A 17698-nucleotide genomic window follows, 5' to 3' on the forward strand; every position below is an offset into this window, starting at 1 on the left:
AAAAAAGGGCCACAAAGAAATGATTAACCTTTCTTCGCAGTCCCTTTTTTATCGGATATTTCTATTCAATTCGTCCAGCGTTTCCATGAAGCTGGAAGCAAAGTGTTTCATAAACCAGTCCACTTCTTCCATATGAAGAGCCTTCAGCTTTTCTTCCGTAGACTTGAAGGCTTCCCTGAACTCGCTGTTGCCATCCCGGATTTCTTCCATGCATTTCAGGTAGGCGCTCATGGTGTCCGCCGCCTTGGCCAAAGGCCAGAGGGGATCTTTTTCCATGTCCACCACATAGGGTTTATAGGAAGGCCGGAGACTTTCCGGCAGGGTGCGAAGCAGCTTTTCCCGAGCCTGATCTTCGATTTTCTGGTACTGCTCCCGAAGATCACTGGTGAAATATTTCACTGGCGTCGGCATATCCCCGGTAAAAACTTCGCTGGCATCATGATAGAGCGCCAGCAGAGCCGCCCGCTCCGGGTCCAGGTCCTTGTGGAAGATGTCCCTTCCTATGACCGCCAGAGCATGGGCAATCATGACGGTCTGCAGGGTATGCTCTGCATCGTTTTCAGAAATGGAATTCCGCATGAGACCCCAGCGAGAAATATATTTCAGCCGGGCCATGAAAGCAAAGAAGGGATAGTTCATTCCATGTGCCCCCAGTTTTCCCCATAAAACCAGAAATGGTGCACCGGGCCGTGTCCATGGCCTACGGAATCTACGGAAGCCCTTCTGATGGCCCCTTCCATATACTTTTTCGCTTCTCCCACCGCTTCGGTGAGGGAAAGACCCCGAGCCATGGAAGCTGCAATGGCACTTGAAAGAGTGCAGCCGGTGCCATGGGTGTTTTCCGTCGAAATCCGCCTGCCGGAAAATACATGAAATTCCCTGCCGTCATAGAGGATATCCCTGGCATCTTCCACGCTGTGGCCGCCCTTCACCAGCACCGCCGAAGGACCCAGGTCCATCAGGGCCAGAGCCGCCTTTTTCATGTCCTCCTCATTCTGAATGGAAAGACCCGACAGCACCTCCGCCTCAGGGATATTGGGGGTAATCAGGGTGGAGAGGGGAATGAGCTTTTCCTTATAGCTTTGAATGGCATCTTTTTCCAGCAGCACGGCGCCGCTGGTGGCCACCATCACCGGATCCACCACCAGGGGCACATTTCCATGGGAAGAGAAGAAATCCGCCACAGTCTCCACAATGGGGGCAGAAGAAAGCATGCCCGTTTTCACCGCCCTGGGCGGAATATCATCAAATACAGCCTCCAGCTGGGCCTTCACCATGTCCACCGGCGTATTCACCACCATGGTGACCCCCTTCGTATTCTGGGCGGTTAAAGCACAGATGCAGCTCATGCCGTAGGTGCCAAGGGCGGCAAAAGTCTTGAGATCCGCCTGGATACCGGCGCCGCCGGAAGAATCAGAGCCTGCCACTGTCAGTACTGGTATCAAGATTCAGTCCTCCTTTTTCAGCTGACGAAGATCGGAAGTGAAATAGCCTATCAGCTTTCCCTGGTTCCATTTCAGGTCATAATCAATCACCGCAATGCCGGCCAGGTCAAATTTCACAGCCGCACTGCAGGTGGTCAGGAGATAGGACTGCAGGAAAGGATGGTGACTCACCAGGGCAATGGGAGAGCCCTCCTGCAGAAGATGATTCCGTACCATCTGCCAGTTGGGCTGGAGCAGCTCATCGGCCGTATGGATTTCCTCGGCAAAGCACTCCTCCGCCAGGATACCGGCAGTCTGCCTGGTCCGCACATAGGGGGATGTAAAAATCCGGATCGGATGATCCTTCAGGAAACGGGCCAGCATACGGGAGGACCGGCGGGCCTGCCGCATACCTTTGGGCGTAAGCCCTCTTTCCCTGTTCGTTATATCTTCCGTCTGGGGAACCGCTTCCCCGTGACGCATCAAAATAATGTACATAGGTCTCCCTCCATTTCTTATTGTTTTTCTTCCATATCCCTGCCTACGGAATAGGCATCCTTTTCCTTTCCGCTTCTGGCATATTTCACAGACAGATTCTTTCCCACTGTGGTGTAAGTCTGCTCCACCGGAGAACCATTGGCCAGCACCTTGGAAATCACCACCCTGCCGTCCTTGATATGGATCAGGGCAGTGAGGTCGTTCTTCATCCTTGTTTCCGTCTTCTTCCCGCTCTTATCCTTCAGCTGCACCCGTTCCGACAGCTCTACCACCGACAGCTTCTTCAGCTGCTCCGGCAGCATGTACATGCGGTCCGCAGGGAAGCGGAAATGTACAAGCCCGTCCGATGCAGAAACCACCCGGGTTATGATATACATACCGCCGGGCTTCCTGTCAGAGGCGCCTGTAATTTCCAACAGCCCCTCCCCGTTCTTATCAAAGGACAGGTAGATTTCCTCTCCCTTTTCCGGCGTGGCCGTGCCCTTCCAGGGCGCTTCGGTGAGAGGAATATAAATGGGCAGATAATTTCTCCCGTAAAAATCCCCCTTGAAATCGATGGCTGCCGGTACCTCGTATTCTGCTCCGTCCAGCATGGTGGAGCGGTAATCACCGCGAATCCAGAAAAGAGAACCTGCTTCAATCACAAAAACCACGGCCAGAAGGATAAGGGATAACTTCTTCGATATCATCGGGATCCCTCCTCTCCCTGATTTTCCCTGTCCCTATGGACCGGCGCCTTTTTCCTGGAAGGAAGATAGAGAAAATAACAGATTACCGCCGCCAGAAGGCCGATGCCCAGGAAGAAGAACCCTCTTTGGGCAAAGGTAAGGGCCGAGTCAATGACCCGGATGGCTCCGTCACCGGCCAGAAGGAACACACCGGCCCAGCTCTGCACCGCACGGTCTGTCAGAAGGCCACGGATGATGACGCCTCCTGCCAGAATGCCCGTATATACGGAAACGATAATGGCCGGCAGGGCACCGGAAGTTTCAAAAATAGACACAATAGCCGAAAGGCCCATGACAAAGGGCGTGAACCCTGCCAGCACCGAAAGCCATTCCTTCTTCAAAGCCATACGGAAAAGAAGTACTCCATCCGCCGCCAGGAAAAGAAGGAAAATGAACCACAGCGCATAGCTGCCGGAAATATCCGCCCACACAGCGCCATAGGATCCCTCCAGAAGTACGGCGAATACCGCAATACCGCCGAAGAAACGGAGTGCATCAGCCCCCAGGCCGTAGGAACGGAAAAGCCCCCCTGCCATCCAGGTAAGCGAAGCTGCCAGGGAGAAGAAGATCGTCTGCCAAAGCATATTTCCTGCAGACCAGAAAATAAGAAGCAGTATACCTACCGCCCACACCCAGGAAAAGCATACCACCGCCCGGTCCCGGTGGCTCCGGAGCATGTGGCCCAGGATGCCCAGAGCCAGGAACATGTAAATCCAGGATGCCGCCTCCGGCCAGCCCCTCACCGGTGCACTGTAAAAAATGCCTACGGACACAATCATGTAAATAATCCCCATGCCCGCCGACTCCGTTACCACCGTCATGATAAGAAGAAGAAGGGCACAGAGGGCAAGGGCTGTGTACAGATCAGAAGACAGCTTAAAGGAATCCCCCACCATCCAGAAGGCGGCGATAAGGCATATGCCATGGAAAGTGGAGGCCGCCTCCCGCAGGAACACCGGCACCCGGTGCACCGGTGGCGATTTCTTCGGAAGAAGCACTTCCTCCTCCGTTTCTTCGCCATCCATCTCCTTTTTCTTTTCCTTCGGAGCCAAAAGACCTTTATCCACCAGCGCCACCGCTGCTGCCAGAATAAAAGACACAGCCAGCGGCGCCAGGGCGAGCAGGAACCGCTGATCCTGGTCCAGTCCGCTCCACAGGCTGGCACAGAGAAAGAAAATCCCACCTATAATACACACCGCAGCCAGGATAAACAGGGCTTCCCTGTAAGCCGCACTGTCCTGTCTTTTATACCGGGAAAGAATCTTCTTCCCCGCATCCTCTGTAATGACCTCTTCCTTCACCCAGTGAGGAATCTCCTGCTTCAGCCATCCTCGATTCGACATACCTATCACATCCCGATTCATTTTATTCCACGGCAGCCAGGGCTGCCCTTTGATTTCTTTATACTTCTTTCTTTATTCTATACAACCGCAGGGAAAAAAGCTATTACTTCGTGAAAAGCCCCGGAGCTTTCCCCCCGAGGCTTTCCATAGAAAATGTATATGACTCCTTAATCCATACCATGTCAAACATAATGTACAAAGATTCTCATCCTTGACAGACTGTGCAAAGTAAAGGAATTTCTTCGGAAACGGCGCTCAAAATCGGTCACTCTATAATAAGGCAATGCGTCCATTATAAATCCCTAAAAGAATAACCAGCAAAATCATCATAAATCCGATAAAGATGACCACCTGTCCATAAGATGCCAATCGAATCAAGTCATAATATTTCTGTACATCTTTTGATTGTTCATCATGCTTTTTGGCATTTTCGTATATGTAATAGATGAAAGCAGCATAAGAAATCTTGTCTAGCCAAATATATTCCCTTAAAGTTTTCCATTATGGAATCCAACCCCAAGTACAAATATAAAAATCGCCAATCCAATATAATAAGCTTTATTTAATATCCGCAAACAGCTGATATGCCTTCTGCATTGCTTTGCTTCTTTAGAATTATCCCCATATAGCTTTATCTGTATATCATATTTTTTTCTGGAGCACCACTGAGACCTTCTATTCTGCAGAATAAAAATAGCACAAATAAGGCAGAACATGACTGCTACATTAAAATCATAATGGTTTACACTAATGTATAAAAGCCATGAAAAATATAATAAGCCTGATAAACCGCCTGCATAATAATATAATTTTTGCGTTTTCGTCTCGCCTTGCTGCAGGCGATTGCTTATCATAAATAAAACGCTGTCCATAAGCAAAATCAAACTATACTGTATCAATATAGCATCCCTTTCTTTGGGTAAGACATTTAATTAATCATTCTTCTGTATCTTGACCCTTTCTATTTCTTTTTCACTTTCTTTTTCCTCATCAGTTACCAAAAGATCTTTTTTGCTTTATCCTTCAGCTGTTCAGAGAGTTCATCTGATACACTTTCTCCAATAATAGATATGACTGCTCCTATGATGGGATTATTAGTTTCTGCAGCTACGTACGAAATAGTTTGTGCCATATGAGAGATATGATAAAACATAGGAAATATACATACCGTCTGTTTTGTAATCTTCTCTGTTCCCCATATTTCTCAATTTAATGCGCCAAGTACAGAGAATGGCTTTTTCAATGTAAATCGATCCTCAACGGTGAATAATTATTAATAATATTAGTTCTAAATATGCAAAATCAATTTTACCAAAACATAAACTGCATCTTTCCATAAATACAGCCAGCCAATATTAACAATCATTAAAATTGGAAGAATTAATGGATTAGCCCTTTTTTGCTTTTGGGCACATTTGGTCGAATTGCTTTGGTTATTGTTATGTAGATAATAATATAAAGCCACTGCATAATCAGCTATACCTAAAATTCCAAAAGACATAATTATAGTTCCTCTATCCATCCCATGACCAAACCCCATAATGATTTCCGTCAGATTTGTCGACGTTAGTAATTGCAACATTGCGCAATTTATTCCACTTAGAGCAGTGAAAAGGATAGGTACAATATACAAAAATATATTCAGCTCATGATTTTTTACGTTTTGATATATAACAGCTAAAATAAAAAGTGCAACATAAATTTCAACTCCGCTCAACATAAGCCAGCCTGAAATATCACTAAGTATCATTTATTATTATCCTCCCAAGCATGAGATTGCGAACGTAAATAAATATATTTAGCTTCTTTAAGCGTATTTTCTTTTTGATCTTCCCAATTATTATATATCCCCTTGAGTATCGCTCCACCTATATAACTTACTACAAAAACAATCCCACCTTTTCCAATTAATCTTATTACACCAGGTTTTCCTGCAAAAATTCCGACATTATCAAAAACATAGGTTGCACCTTTACCAGCTCCATAAGCCCCGAGCAATCCTGCCGCTGCTTCTCCTTTGTCGTCACTGGTATAAAGTGTCCGCGCTCGAGAAAAATAACCATATCCACGATTAAAGTCAGCCCCTAAATTATTAGGAACATACTCACCAATAGTCGGACCAGAAATCTTCAGCAGTATATCTGCTTTTTTCCAAAGCGGATTATTCATGAGTTTATCTACATCTTCCTCATAAAAACCGGGCCTATAAATATTACCATCATATTGCCCTATTTCATACGTCGACACCTCATTACTCAATCTGCATTCATGCCGTGATTTGTGGAAATATTCAACCGGATCTTGTACTGTATATATTTGTATTTCTTCTCCAGCGCTCCCCAGACTACTTCCCTCGTTTAACTGGAAATGTCTTTGCTTTAGCCCTTCAATCAGATTCACATCAGTCGCATTTCCTTCTTTGTCTACAGCGACTCCAACTGTTGTTCCATTGTGTTCTGCATAAAGAACAACATACTCATTATCCCTGAGCAGATTCAGTGCTCCCGATGCTTTCAGCCTTTCTATCTTATCCCGAAGTTCTCGAATATTCTGGTATTCATTCCACTTTGCCGCATCCAGGGAAATACCCGCCATACCGAAAATAGAAGCATCAGACGCTTTGCCAATTACTGCCCCCAGGCCTGCGCTGAGCCATTCTACCGTATCCGGATGGTTTCTCACCCATTCCTGAGATTTCGCGCGGTTCAGGTATCCCATCACATATTCATGGATACTTCCGGACAGGGCGCCTGCCAGAGTCTCTCCTGTGCCCATGTCTCCCATGAGGGCACCAAAAGCTCCATGGAGGAGGACTTTTTCTGCGGAGCCGTCTTTCCATCCCCTGCTTTCTGCATAGGCATGAATGGCCTGGTTGCCGTATTTCTCCATCATGCCCAGAAGTTCCTGCTTTTCTTCCACCTTGGATTTATCAAAGATTTCCTTCAGCCGGTTCAGACTGTTTTGTGTATCCCGATTCAGCGTAGAAATATCCTGGTTCTTCTTGTCCGTAATAACGATAGTCCCTTTCGCAATGGCCGCTTTGGTACTGCTATCCGCCTTATCCTTCACGGTGGGGCTCATCTGCGGCGTAAGGCCGCGGGCGTTGAGGGGCGTGATGCTGTCTTTAGGAGCATAGGAGATGCCCATGCCGCCTGCTTTGTAGTCGGCTTTATTTTCTACATTTTCCCAGCTTAAAGTACCGGTGCGGAGATTGTTCTTATCCGCATCGCCTTTGCTGTCTATGACGGCGCCTTTGAGGTGGGTATTATCCTTGACGGTAATGTCAAAGCCCTTGTCTCCGGCGTAAATGCCTGCCTGGTTTATCACACTTTCGTAATGGGAGTTTGTGTGAGATTTACCGGCAGAAGCAAAGCCGGATGCTTTGCCGGAGGAAATGTCATAGCCCAGGGAGATACCGGTGTTCTTCCCATTTTCCCGGTAGGTCTTCCTGTCCTGTTCGCTTTCCATGCTGAGGCTTCCGCCTGCATCTGCCTGTACTTTTTCTCCTTCTATCCGGCTTCCGTTAAGAATCATATCCCTGCCGCTTTCCAGTGAGAAGAACCTATTTTCTCATTTAGTAAGAAAATCTCAATATCCCCGCAATCATACAGGAAAAGCGTTCTTTTACAAGTTAATATTTCCATCTTTATTAATCAATAAACTAACTCCACAAAAAATAATGGAAACATATGCTAACCCTCTTACATCTAGATATATAGCCCAAAAACAGTAATTATTCCTATTAACAGCACAGTTCCACTAACACCTAAATGCTTTTTCATATATTTCAAAATATTCATAATCATGTCTCAATTTGAAGGCTGCTGCTAATATCTGTAGTCTTCTTTCATAATCTAGCTCCATAAGGATCCTATTAACTTAACAAACTGCAATAAATATAAATGATAACTAAAGATAATCAAAAATTGCATACCAATGATAAATGCAATAACAAGAATGCATTTCATCATTCGTTTACTAAAAATCTTAAAGCTGAAATCCTTCTTCAAAATGAAATGACTATAAATCCATCCATGAGCAAACATCCCGGCAAACTCTAATAAAAATATTCCCAGGGTAATTTCTGTATTTATATCCTCATCATCATTTATTTTCAAATTAATACTAGTCGAAATTATCCAAACCAGCGACAATAAAAAGCAATTTATCAATAGTATAAGGCTGATAAGATAGCTAATTAAATTCTCTCTACAAATCAAGTGATTTGCCAGACTGTCGTAAATATAATGGAAAATCATATAAACCAAATATAGCGAAACCGCACTGCCGCTAAAAAATAGCAGAGGAGATCCAATAGCAAAGCTAATATCATTCATATTCTTAATCCTCCGCAGAATGATATTGATTTAGCCTTTTCCTGAACTCAATATCATTAATAGATTCATATCCACCATTTAATAAATATTTAACATACTCACGTCTTGAATCAACTATTCTGCCAAACGCATTTCCTAAATCCCCAGTGCCATTTAAGTTTAAAGCGTAATCATCCACATCAATTGAAGACTTGCCCAGCAACTCCTAGTCATATTATTCAGTATTATCTATAATAAATAGATTTCTTAATTGTCTTTTCAAAAGATACAGCATCCTGGCAGGTTTAATTTTCTCAATGCATTGAAGCAAAATGCGTCCCTTTATAGATGGTTATTTTATTGTTTCTTTGTATAAATATATGATTGCATGAGTATTCCGCAGTAGGTGTACCGCCTGTCCGCCAAGGTGTACCGTTTGTCCGCCGAGGTGTACCGCTTGCCATTTTTAGGTAACTTCTTGAACTATTGGTGTACATGCCAGCTGAAATACTCCTAAATTCTTTTAATAAATATATTAATATATGGCTTCCTGCCATAGAATGAAAACAGGGACGTAGTATTTCCCTTTGTTCTATGAAAGGAGGCCTTTTAATATGTCCAATTTTGCCAGGATCCGGCTCATCCTGGAGCTCCATGACCGCGGAATGTCTCAAGATGAGATTTCCCGCTCCCGTCACATGTCGAGGAGTACGATTACTACCGTACTGCGAACAGCGCGGAAGAAGGGCATCACTTATGCGGGCATCCGCAAGCTGGATGATGCAGCACTACAAAAGCTCTTCTTCCCTGACCGACCGGAAGGTTCAGACATGTACGAGCTGCCGGATTACGAATCCATCCATAAAGAGCTCAAGAAGCCGGGTGTGACTCTTTCATTGCTCTGGACGGAGTATCGTGACAGGTGTCACCAGAATGGAAACATTGCTGTAGGGCATACCAAGTTCTGTGAGGATTACGGCCGGTACTGCACAACCCATGACCTGACCAATCATCTGGAGCATAAGCCCGGAGCCCAGTGCGAGGTCGATTGGAGCGGGCCGACCATGCAGATCATCGACCGTGATACCGGCGCGACCATTTCCGTGCATCTCTTTGTTTCCTGCCTCACATACAGCAGGTATGCCTACGTGGAGGCCACGCTGGATATGAAGATGGATACATGGCTCCGGTGCCATGTCCACATGTACGAGGCATTTGGCGGCGTTCCTGTGCGGACAGTCTGTGACAATCTCAAAACCGGCGTTGTGAAGCATCCCAAAGAGGGTGAAGTGGTTCTCACCGACGCCTATGAGGCACTTGGGCTTCATTATTCAACTGCTATTATGCCTGCCGGTGTGCGGAAGCCCAAGCAGAAAGCATCCGTGGAGAATACGGTTGGAAATATTGCCACCGCTATCATCGCCCGTCTTCGCAATAAGGTTTACTTTACTCTTGGCGAGCTGCAGAAGGATGTAGTAACTGCTACAGATAAGTACAACCGGCAGCCCTTCCAGAAAAGGCAGGGAAGCCGCTATGAAGTATGGCTGGACGAGAAGAAATATCTCCGGGCTCTTCCACGAGCTCCTTATGAAATCGCCGCGGTTATTCTGGGAAGGAAAGTATATCCCAATTTCCACGTTTCCTTTAAGAAAAACTGGTACTCCGTTCCCTACGTATACCGCGGGCAGTCCGTGGACATCCGTTACACCGACAAACTTGTGGAAATCTACTGCGGAAACCGGCGTATTGCCTCCCACATCAGATTTCCTGACTACATGACCAACCACTATTCCACACGCCCGGGAGATATGCCGGATGAATTCAACCAGCCGGAAATGGACAAAGATCGCATCTGTGCCTGGGCCGGGAAAATCGGACCGTGTACGTCGGAAGTCATCAGGAGGATCTTTGACAGTGTAACCATAAAAGAGCAGGGCTATAATGCTTCATTGGCCGTTCTGCATCTCAGTCAGAAATATCCGAAGGACCGCTTCGAGAATGCCTGCCAGTATGCTTTAGCCCACACAACATCGCCCCGCTACAACTATCTTAAAGCTGTATTGGGGAACAATCAAGACAAAATCCTGGACGGCGTACATTCCGCCCGTTATGAAAATACCGGAAAACACAGTATTTCCGAAAAAGGCGCTTACATCCGCGGCGCAGACTATTATGGAGGAAAGACAAAATGATCAATGAAGAAACACAGCGGAAACTCCGCAACATGAAAATGGAACCTCTGGTAGAAGCCCTGCAGAACCAGCAGAGTGATCTGGAATCTTATGCCCCTTTGGACTTCGATTCGAGGCTGACACTGGCCATCGATGAATGCTATTCAGTAAAATTGGATGATCGCATCCGGAGGCTGACGCATATTGCTAAGTTTCGCTATCCTGATGCCGATGTTCACACCCTTATCCTGCAGGGAAGAGGTTTCAGCCGCGAAGAAATCCTGGGCTATGCCAGCTGCGGTTACATTGAACGCCATAAGAATCTGATCATCAACGGATTTACCGGAGTAGGAAAGACCCACCTCGCCTGTGCTTTAGGGAAAGAGGCCTGCCGCCATCTGTACAGGGTCAAGTATTTCCGCATGCCGGAGCTTATGGAACAGTTCAATTATGGAACCGAAGTCGGACGGAGCGTGGCCAGCATTGTAAAGAAGTTCTCCGGCTACGATCTCCTCATCATCGACGAATGGCTTCTCGAGATGCCGACGGAAGTGGAGCAGCAGTATCTTCTTGAAATCTTGGAAAACAGGTACGATGCCCATTCTACTATTTTCTGTTCCCAGTACAAAAGCTCAGAATGGTATCCGCGCCTCGGTGATGGGGTTCTGGCCGATGCGATTATGGACAGAATCATTCACAATGCCTACCACATCAATTGCGGATCAATGAATATGAGAGAATATTTGAATAGCACCGATGCGAAAAATGACTAAATTATTTTAACATCATAACCTAAAGAATAAGCGGTACACCTTGGCGGATAAGCGGTACACTTTCCGCGGAAAGGCGGTACCGCTTTTTCGGATAGGCGGTACACCTGTTGCGGAATATTCAATTGCATATTTCATGTAAAAGAGTAGAACTCAATTCTATTATAAAATAATATATTTACGTTTTATTTCGTTTTTATATTATATATTACTTTTGTAGAAAAGGCGAGTTGAGACTATGTGCAGCCTTTCCCTTCCTGATACCTCTTCCCCTTCCCCATGACTATCCATATAGAAACAGCACCGGCAAAGTCCTCTCAGAAATCCTGCAGGCGCCCATCCATGGAGCAGGAGGGAGGGGATGGAAAGGAGGCTGCTTCGATTCAGTGCACTGGAAAATGGAAAACAAAGAGCATAACGGCCAGGAGCAAAATGAGGGGCATGGCGGAATGCCTGCCATGTGGTATGTTCTTTTCCATGCAAAAAGGCTTCACAGATGTATGTGAGGCCTTTTTGTGGTGCCGATTGACCATGACCCAAGCTGCATGTCGGGATGACGCAGGGACAGGCAGCATGCCGTCATTTGAAGAATTTTCAGGAGAATAGGGGAGCAATAAAAAACTGTAAGGAAATGATTCATATTTCCTCACAGTTCTTTTTTATTTCACAATCAGTACGGGGCACTTGGAGCGGCTCACCATGTAGCTGGATACGGAGCCCATGAAAATACCCTTCAGCGGTCCAAGGCCGCGGCTGCCCATGACTACCAGGTCGCAGCCCTTTTCTTCTGCCATATTGAGAAGCACCGGTCCCGGAGATCCCACTTCGTACAGTTCTTCGTGAGCAACGCCTTCCGGAATCATGGCGGCTGCTTCTTTCAGATCATCTTTGCACTGTTCTTCCAGATCTTCCGAAAGCTTCGTGGTGAGACAGCCTTCGGCAATGGATACCTGGTCGAAGTTGCTCATGGCAGACACCATATTGCACACAGAGGCAATATAGAGGGTCGTGCCGTCTCCTGCCTTTGCCAGGTCTATGGCATGGAGAAGTGCTTTTTTCGCATGGTCGGAACCATCATAGGGAACCAGAATTTTTTTATACTTTAACATAAAACCCCCACCTTTCTTTTCCTGTGAAACGGGGAATCTTTTCTTTTTCTTATTATATCATACGCAGGAAAGGACAGGAAAGCAGAACGGTTTCATTCCCGCTGAAGAATTTTCTAAAAGATGAAGGTATCATTTTCGGGCTTCACCTTTTTATTATGGAAAGGCACCACCAGCGGCATGTCATTCTCAGCCTTCAGGTCTTCCATTTCCTGCCAGGTAAGATGATTGGGCCAGAGGGCAAATTTGGCTCTTCCTGTCTGGAAGAAGCAGCGGGCCTTTCCATAACCGTGAATGCTTCCGGTGAGGAGGACTCCCATATCAGGATGGTCCAGGATCAGCTGACGGCTGGAGGCTCTGGAAAGCTGGGCGTCGGTGAGGAAATAGATATTTCCTTTTTCAATGGTTTCGTTATCCCAGCGCTGGAAGATGGAAAAGGGAAGTTCCGTGATTTCATCATGGACGAAATATTTTCTGTGCCCCAGATGGAGCCATTCATCGTACAGTTTGGGCGACATATAAATCCCATGGTCCCTGCCGAAGGTCTCATGGAAAAGGATACCCATAGAAAGGCCCCTTCCATAATGGGGCACCGGCAGGAGAAGGGGCGCGCCGTCCTTCATGAGGGAGGCCGCGGTGTCTGCCACCTGTCTTCTAAGGTCCCTCCCCCTATCCATCCTGCTGTAGGCGGCGTCAATGACTGCCATGTCGGCGTGAAGGCCCCGCACGGCGTCGCAGCGGTAGAAGGTATCATTTTCCCGATAATCGCCGGAGAAGAAAAGGCTTCTTCCTTCTACAAAAATATGAAACCACACGGCGCCGGCGCAGTGGCCTGTACGTCCCCATTTCACCCGAAATCCCGGCTCCAGTTCCAGTTCCGGCGCCGTGGAGTCCAGAATCATGGTATTCCAGGGTTTATAGTGAAGCTGGCGGTAGGTCTGGTTAGACATGAGCACCGGCCCTTCAAATCCCTGTTTCACCAGGTACTCAATGGCCCCGGTGTGATCCCTGTGGGAATGGGTAATGAAGAGATACTCTGCCTTATGAATCTGCTCCGGTGTCAGGTCCGGTATCCGATCCAGCCCGTCGGTAGAGGTCCCTGCATCCACTATAAAAGCGTGGCGGTCTCCCTCCACGTAGAAACAATTTCTTCCTTCATCACCGCATCCACCTGCTATAAAAAGCTGCATATCCACATCTCCATCAGGGCTCCTTGGCGGGCCCTTCCAATTTTGATTTCGCAGGCTTTTACCATGGGCCAGTGGCCGGATATTTCCTACAAAACCGTATTTTCGTATCATTAAGACAAATAAAAGGAGCCTTGCAGCATGGTAAGGCTCCTTTGCTTTGTATTTTATTAATACTATTATATAATTTTTATTTACCTTTGTAAAGGCAGCGGCATCGGGGAAATGCCGGTTTCAGGGTCCGCTTTGTCTTTAATAAGAAGTTTTGGATACGCGGTAAAGGGCGATGTAAATATCCTCTGCTTCGTCTGCCGGTTCATTGGGATTGCCGGGATAGGACACGGCTTTGCCATCGGGGGTATAGGCGCCTTCCAGCTTGTTCAGGATACGGTACTTGATTTTCTGCCCCAGCTGGTCTGCTCCCACCGCCGTATCATACCGGAGGATATAGTCCACCATGCGGTAATTTCCATAATCCGGCCAGGTGAGGGGATCCTTGTAAATTTCCGCATACAGGGTGGCCCGGATGACCGGAAGCTCACCGGCGGAAACGGGATCCCGCTCAATGGTATCGGCATCGGCGTAGATTCTCTCTTCGTCAGAGGTATACACCACCACATACTTATCATAGTCATTCATCAGCTTTTCCGACGAAGGCAGTTTGTCAGCCGCCATGGATACGCCGGGAATCAGGGCACAGGCAAGAGCCAGCGCTGCCAGTTCTTTTTTCATGGGAAATCCTCCTTTTGAATAAGAGTCATTTTTACTAATCCTATTATACCCTATGAATCGGGCCTATGGCAAAAGGGGAAATCGTTATATTGTTAATTATTGTTATTTTATTTAAAGAACAGGCTTGACAATGATAATAAACCGTTGTAACATATAGTCGTAAACAAAAAGGAAATCACCATTGGCCGTGGTGGTTCCACTCATTGTTACCAATCTTTCTCAACAATCCAACGTCTCCAAAAAAGCCTCCCGCAAGGGAGGCTTTAGACGTGTATGGGAGATGAGTGGGCCAGTGGGCTAGTGTGGGCTGGTGAGCTGGTGATCCGGTGAGACAGCTTTCCGCTATCTGCTGTCCGCCGACTGGCATTTAACGGCTGCTGTGCCACTAACGTCATGCACCGAGATTCTTCGCCTGCGGCTCAGAATGACGAGTCCGGCGGGAAAGGGAACGCGAATCAGCCGCACAGCGGCTGTCACCCCTTCCCCTCTGAACCTTTTTCAATACTATTACTTCAGTTCTGCCGTGCAGTGAGGGCAGCGGGTGGCATCGTCGGCAATCACTTCTTTGCAGTAAGGGCATTTTCTCGGTTCTTTGGCCGGTGCCTTCGGGAAGAAACGGTTGATCTGCTTGACTACGATGAAAATAGCGAAGGCCACAATGAGGAAGTCGATGACATTGTTCAGGAACTGGCCATAGGCAATGACAGGGATTCCCATTTCCTTGGCTTCAGCCATGGTAGAAACAGGCACCCTGGACAGAGGCAGGAAGAGATTGGAAAAATCAATGCCTCCCAGAATGTATCCCAGAGGCGGCATGATGATGTCGCTCACCAGGGAGGAAACAATCTTCCCGAAAGCGGCCCCGATGACAACGCCGACTGCCATATCCACCACGTTGCCGCGAAGGGCAAAATCTTTAAATTCTTTGAGCATGCTCATGAAACAGGAGCTCCTTTCTCACGACGAGAATACGTTAAAATATTTATCTCACTATATCACAGTTTCCACAGGGAGTACAACAGTATTTTACAGGGAATTTTTCCCATGTCCCGTCGCTTTTATAATAATGACTATTAGTCATATCTAATCAAATGCTTATGCAGTTTTCTCAAGAATCTTTCTCGCCTTCCTTAAAAGCGTTATAATAAGGGTGAACCAAAAGAAGGATTCCGGGCAGGGATACATATAATAGTAAAAGATACCTGTACCAGAATCGTTCTAAACAGAATAAAGGCCGGCCTTGATGCCGGAAAACAGGCAGGCGGCCGGCATCTTTCTTAAAAAGGAGGAGATTTTTATGTTCCGTTTTACACTGCCAAGAGATATCTATGCAGGTTATGGTGCCATTGAGAAACTGGCTGTGCTGAAGGGCCATAAGAGAGCCTTCATCTGCACCGGCGGCCATTCCATGCGTCGGGGCGGGTTCCTGCAGAAAGCAGAAAAGGTACTGAAGGATAATGGCCTGGAAACCCGCATTATGGAAGGCATTGCGCCGGATCCCTCCATCGAGGCCGTCAGGGAAGGTGCCAAAGCTATGAGTGAATTCCAGCCTGATGTGATTGTAGCCATCGGCGGCGGTTCTCCTATTGATGCGGCCAAAGCCATGTGGGTTTTCTATGAACATCCGGAGCTTTCCTTCGACGATGTGAAGAAACCCTTCTCCCTGCCGCCTCTCCGGCAGAAGGCCATTTTCGTAGCCATTCCTTCTACCTCCGGCACCGCTACGGAAGTCACTTCCTTCTCGGTAATTACGGACTATCATACGGGCATCAAGTACCCTCTGGCTGATTTCAACCTGACGCCGGACCTGGCCATTCTTGACCTGGATATTCCGCTCACCATGCCGCCCAAGCTCACTGCCCACACCGGCATGGATGCCCTCACCCATGCCACAGAAGCCTATGTTTCCACCTGTGCCAACGGATTCACCGATCCTTTGGCCAAACAGGCAGTTTCTGACATTTTTGACAGTATACTGGAATCCTATCACGGCGATAAGGAAGCCCGGGGTAAAATGCACATCGCCCAGTGTCTGGCCGGCATGGCCTTCTCCAATGGCCTTCTGGGTATCACCCACTCCCTGGCCCATAAGATCGGCGCTGTGTTCCATATTCCCCACGGCTGCGCCAACGCCATCCTCCTGCCCTATGTGATCCAGTACAACAAGAAGGCCTGCATGAGCCGCTATGCCGACCTGGCACGCATTGTGGGACTGCCGGGCCACACCGACGCCCAGCTGGTTCTGTCCTATGAAGATGCCATCCGGCACCTGGACCGCATGATGGACATTCCTCTTTCCCTCAAAGATTACGGTGTTCCGGAAGAGCTGTACCTGGAAAAGAAGGACGCCATTGCTCACAATGCCGTCCTGGACGCCTGCACCCCGGAAAACCCGCGGAAAGTGGATGATGAAACCATGGGCCGCATCCTGGAATGCGCTTACTACGGAAAACCAGTCACGTTCTGAGAATATCTCACAATAAAAAGGGCTGTGAAAAAATGATTTCCATTTTTTCACAGCCTTTTTTGGTGCGAGCGAAGGGACTCGAACCCTTATGCACAAAGCGCAGGATCCTAAATCCTGTGCGTCTACCAGTTCCGCCACGCTCGCATGAATAGTTTTATTATATAAGAGAACACCGCCAGGGTCAAGAAATTCCAGCTCCCCCAAAAGAGAGTATAGAAAAACAGTTCCCTAAATTGGAGGAGGATGATTGAAAATATCTTTCTGGTGGGGAACTGTTTTTGACGAACAAAGAGAGGCAGGATTTCCTGCATCTCTATTGTACACCTTTTTTGAGAAAATTTATCAAAATTTATGATAGTCATTTTCTATAAAGAGGTATAAATTTTTTGTCATCATGAGGGCCGCAGCTTTGACGCAGACGGGGGAAAAAGTTCTGCGAAACGATCCTCACCGCCCATGACCTTCACACGGTAATATCCCCTGCCACGTCAGAGAGCGTAAAGGATGCCAGCTTGTCTTCCATGGCTTTCTGCACTTCTGCCAGTTTTCCATCCAGCGCATGGTGGATATCCCTTCCCACGGGACATCGGGGATTGGGATGCTCATGGAAGTGGAAGAGACCTTCTTCTTTCAAATTTTCCGTGGCCTCATAAACATCAAGGAGGGTAATATCCTTTGGTTCTTTGGCCAGAAAGGTGCCGCCGGTGCCGCGGTGCACTGTAATCATACCGGCCCCCTTCAGGCGGGAAAGGAGGCGGCGGATGATGACCGGATTCACCTCGATGCTGCCGGCCAGCACGTCGCTGGTAATCTTTTCCTTATGCTGGTAAAGGGCTATATAGGAAAGCATGTGAATGGCAATGGTAAATTGACTGGAAACCTGCATGGTACCTCCTTCATTTCAATGCATCTGATACTGCTATCATAGCAGATTGCGGAAATAAAAGTAAGGCGGG

16 protein-coding genes and 1 tRNA gene are annotated in these 17698 nt (G+C 47.3%); 3 read left to right on the forward strand and 14 right to left on the reverse strand.

The genetic code is table 11. From position 1 onward, the window contains the following. Positions 1 to 48 precede the first annotated feature (48 nt). From yfbR to NW747_RS01510, 8 genes are all read right to left on the reverse strand, one after another. Complete coding sequence (gene yfbR, locus NW747_RS01475) at positions 49 to 639, reverse strand: 5'-deoxynucleotidase (protein ID WP_273095907.1); 591 nt, start codon at positions 637 to 639, stop codon at positions 49 to 51. Then, complete coding sequence (thiD, locus tag NW747_RS01480; protein WP_273187706.1) at positions 636 to 1445, reverse strand: bifunctional hydroxymethylpyrimidine kinase/phosphomethylpyrimidine kinase; 810 nt, start codon at positions 1443 to 1445, stop codon at positions 636 to 638. The genes yfbR and thiD overlap by 4 nt, the downstream gene beginning before the upstream one ends. A 3-nt stretch (positions 1446 to 1448) precedes the next feature. Continuing rightward, positions 1449 to 1922 carry a SixA phosphatase family protein gene (locus tag NW747_RS01485; protein WP_008859942.1) on the reverse strand — a complete coding sequence of 158 codons (474 nt, stop codon included), beginning with the start codon at positions 1920 to 1922 and terminating at the stop codon, positions 1449 to 1451. Positions 1923 to 1939: 17 nt separating this feature from the next. Further along, positions 1940 to 2611, reverse strand: coding sequence for a hypothetical protein (locus NW747_RS01490; protein WP_273187708.1), 672 nt, complete (start codon positions 2609 to 2611; stop codon positions 1940 to 1942). Beyond that, complete coding sequence (locus NW747_RS01495) at positions 2608 to 3993, reverse strand: DUF2157 domain-containing protein (protein WP_273187710.1); 1386 nt, start codon at positions 3991 to 3993, stop codon at positions 2608 to 2610. Before NW747_RS01495 ends, NW747_RS01490 begins: the two co-directional genes overlap by 4 nt. A gap of 1288 nt (positions 3994 to 5281) precedes the next feature. Next, complete coding sequence (locus NW747_RS01500; protein WP_273187712.1) at positions 5282 to 5743, reverse strand: hypothetical protein; 462 nt, start codon at positions 5741 to 5743, stop codon at positions 5282 to 5284. Next, a complete protein-coding gene (locus NW747_RS01505; protein WP_273188268.1) occupies positions 5740 to 7545 on the reverse strand; it encodes a hemagglutinin repeat-containing protein in 1806 nt (601 codons plus the stop codon). The genes NW747_RS01500 and NW747_RS01505 overlap by 4 nt, the downstream gene beginning before the upstream one ends. Positions 7546 to 7847: 302 nt before the next feature. Next, a complete protein-coding gene (locus NW747_RS01510; RefSeq protein WP_273187714.1) occupies positions 7848 to 8330 on the reverse strand; it encodes a hypothetical protein in 483 nt (160 codons plus the stop codon). Between the two features lie 593 nt (positions 8331 to 8923). Between NW747_RS01510 and istA the strand changes: the two genes are divergently transcribed. Then, positions 8924 to 10501: an IS21 family transposase gene (gene istA, locus NW747_RS01515; RefSeq protein ID WP_273187715.1), complete on the forward strand. Its 1578-nt coding sequence runs from the start codon at positions 8924 to 8926 to the stop codon at positions 10499 to 10501. Then, on the forward strand, positions 10498 to 11253 hold the full coding sequence (locus NW747_RS01520) for an ATP-binding protein (protein WP_273185728.1): 756 nt from the start codon (positions 10498 to 10500) through the stop codon (positions 11251 to 11253). Before istA ends, NW747_RS01520 begins: the two co-directional genes overlap by 4 nt. 656 nt (positions 11254 to 11909) lie before the next feature. Here the strand turns inward: NW747_RS01520 and NW747_RS01525 are convergent. The 4 genes from NW747_RS01525 to mscL all read right to left on the reverse strand — a co-directional run bounded on the left by NW747_RS01525 (position 11910) and on the right by mscL (position 15214). Further along, positions 11910 to 12359: a universal stress protein gene (locus tag NW747_RS01525; protein ID WP_008859931.1), complete on the reverse strand. Its 450-nt coding sequence runs from the start codon at positions 12357 to 12359 to the stop codon at positions 11910 to 11912. 113 nt (positions 12360 to 12472) lie between these two features. After that, positions 12473 to 13546, reverse strand: a complete 1074-nt coding sequence (locus NW747_RS01530; protein WP_273187718.1) for an MBL fold metallo-hydrolase — start codon at positions 13544 to 13546, stop codon at positions 12473 to 12475. A gap of 249 nt (positions 13547 to 13795) precedes the next feature. Beyond that, positions 13796 to 14275, reverse strand: a complete 480-nt coding sequence (locus NW747_RS01535) for a hypothetical protein (RefSeq protein WP_273187719.1) — start codon at positions 14273 to 14275, stop codon at positions 13796 to 13798. 507 nt (positions 14276 to 14782) lie between these two features. Then, positions 14783 to 15214: a large conductance mechanosensitive channel protein MscL gene (mscL, locus tag NW747_RS01540; protein WP_008859927.1), complete on the reverse strand. Its 432-nt coding sequence runs from the start codon at positions 15212 to 15214 to the stop codon at positions 14783 to 14785. A 358-nt stretch (positions 15215 to 15572) separates the two neighbouring features. Between mscL and NW747_RS01545 the strand changes: the two genes are divergently transcribed. Then, the gene (locus tag NW747_RS01545; RefSeq protein ID WP_273187721.1) at positions 15573 to 16742 is read left to right on the forward strand and encodes an iron-containing alcohol dehydrogenase; all 1170 of its coding nucleotides are present in this window, start codon (positions 15573 to 15575) and stop codon (positions 16740 to 16742) included. A 60-nt stretch (positions 16743 to 16802) separates the two neighbouring features. Here NW747_RS01545 and NW747_RS01550 read toward each other — a convergent pair. Together NW747_RS01550 and NW747_RS01555 are read right to left on the reverse strand one after the other, a co-directional pair. Further along, positions 16803 to 16886 (reverse strand) — tRNA-Leu (locus NW747_RS01550). 319 nt (positions 16887 to 17205) lie between these two features. After that, complete coding sequence (locus tag NW747_RS01555; RefSeq protein WP_273187723.1) at positions 17206 to 17628, reverse strand: Rrf2 family transcriptional regulator; 423 nt, start codon at positions 17626 to 17628, stop codon at positions 17206 to 17208. Positions 17629 to 17698: the final 70 nt, after the last annotated feature.

This window comes from Dialister succinatiphilus, assembly GCF_928721695.1.
GTDB classification, from domain to species: domain Bacteria; phylum Bacillota; class Negativicutes; order Veillonellales; family Dialisteraceae; genus Dialister; species Dialister succinatiphilus.

What these genes read in the sequence shown, in the direction of transcription:
- NW747_RS01500 (WP_273187712.1), bottom strand. Translation starts at nt 5,743, where the DNA reads ATGATACTTAGTGATATTTCAGGCTGGCTTATGTTGAGCGGAGTTGAA.
- NW747_RS01495 (WP_273187710.1), bottom strand. Translation starts at nt 3,993, where the DNA reads ATGTCGAATCGAGGATGGCTGAAGCAGGAGATTCCTCACTGGGTGAAG.
- NW747_RS01555 (WP_273187723.1), bottom strand. Translation starts at nt 17,628, where the DNA reads ATGCAGGTTTCCAGTCAATTTACCATTGCCATTCACATGCTTTCCTAT.
- NW747_RS01510 (WP_273187714.1), bottom strand. Translation starts at nt 8,330, where the DNA reads ATGAATGATATTAGCTTTGCTATTGGATCTCCTCTGCTATTTTTTAGC.
- NW747_RS01525 (WP_008859931.1), bottom strand. Translation starts at nt 12,359, where the DNA reads ATGTTAAAGTATAAAAAAATTCTGGTTCCCTATGATGGTTCCGACCAT.
- yfbR (WP_273095907.1), bottom strand. Translation starts at nt 639, where the DNA reads ATGAACTATCCCTTCTTTGCTTTCATGGCCCGGCTGAAATATATTTCT.
- NW747_RS01545 (WP_273187721.1), top strand. Translation starts at nt 15,573, where the DNA reads ATGTTCCGTTTTACACTGCCAAGAGATATCTATGCAGGTTATGGTGCC.
- mscL (WP_008859927.1), bottom strand. Translation starts at nt 15,214, where the DNA reads ATGAGCATGCTCAAAGAATTTAAAGATTTTGCCCTTCGCGGCAACGTG.
- NW747_RS01530 (WP_273187718.1), bottom strand. Translation starts at nt 13,546, where the DNA reads ATGCAGCTTTTTATAGCAGGTGGATGCGGTGATGAAGGAAGAAATTGT.
- istA (WP_273187715.1), top strand. Translation starts at nt 8,924, where the DNA reads ATGTCCAATTTTGCCAGGATCCGGCTCATCCTGGAGCTCCATGACCGC.
- NW747_RS01535 (WP_273187719.1), bottom strand. Translation starts at nt 14,275, where the DNA reads ATGAAAAAAGAACTGGCAGCGCTGGCTCTTGCCTGTGCCCTGATTCCC.
- NW747_RS01485 (WP_008859942.1), bottom strand. Translation starts at nt 1,922, where the DNA reads ATGTACATTATTTTGATGCGTCACGGGGAAGCGGTTCCCCAGACGGAA.
- NW747_RS01490 (WP_273187708.1), bottom strand. Translation starts at nt 2,611, where the DNA reads ATGATATCGAAGAAGTTATCCCTTATCCTTCTGGCCGTGGTTTTTGTG.
- NW747_RS01520 (WP_273185728.1), top strand. Translation starts at nt 10,498, where the DNA reads ATGATCAATGAAGAAACACAGCGGAAACTCCGCAACATGAAAATGGAA.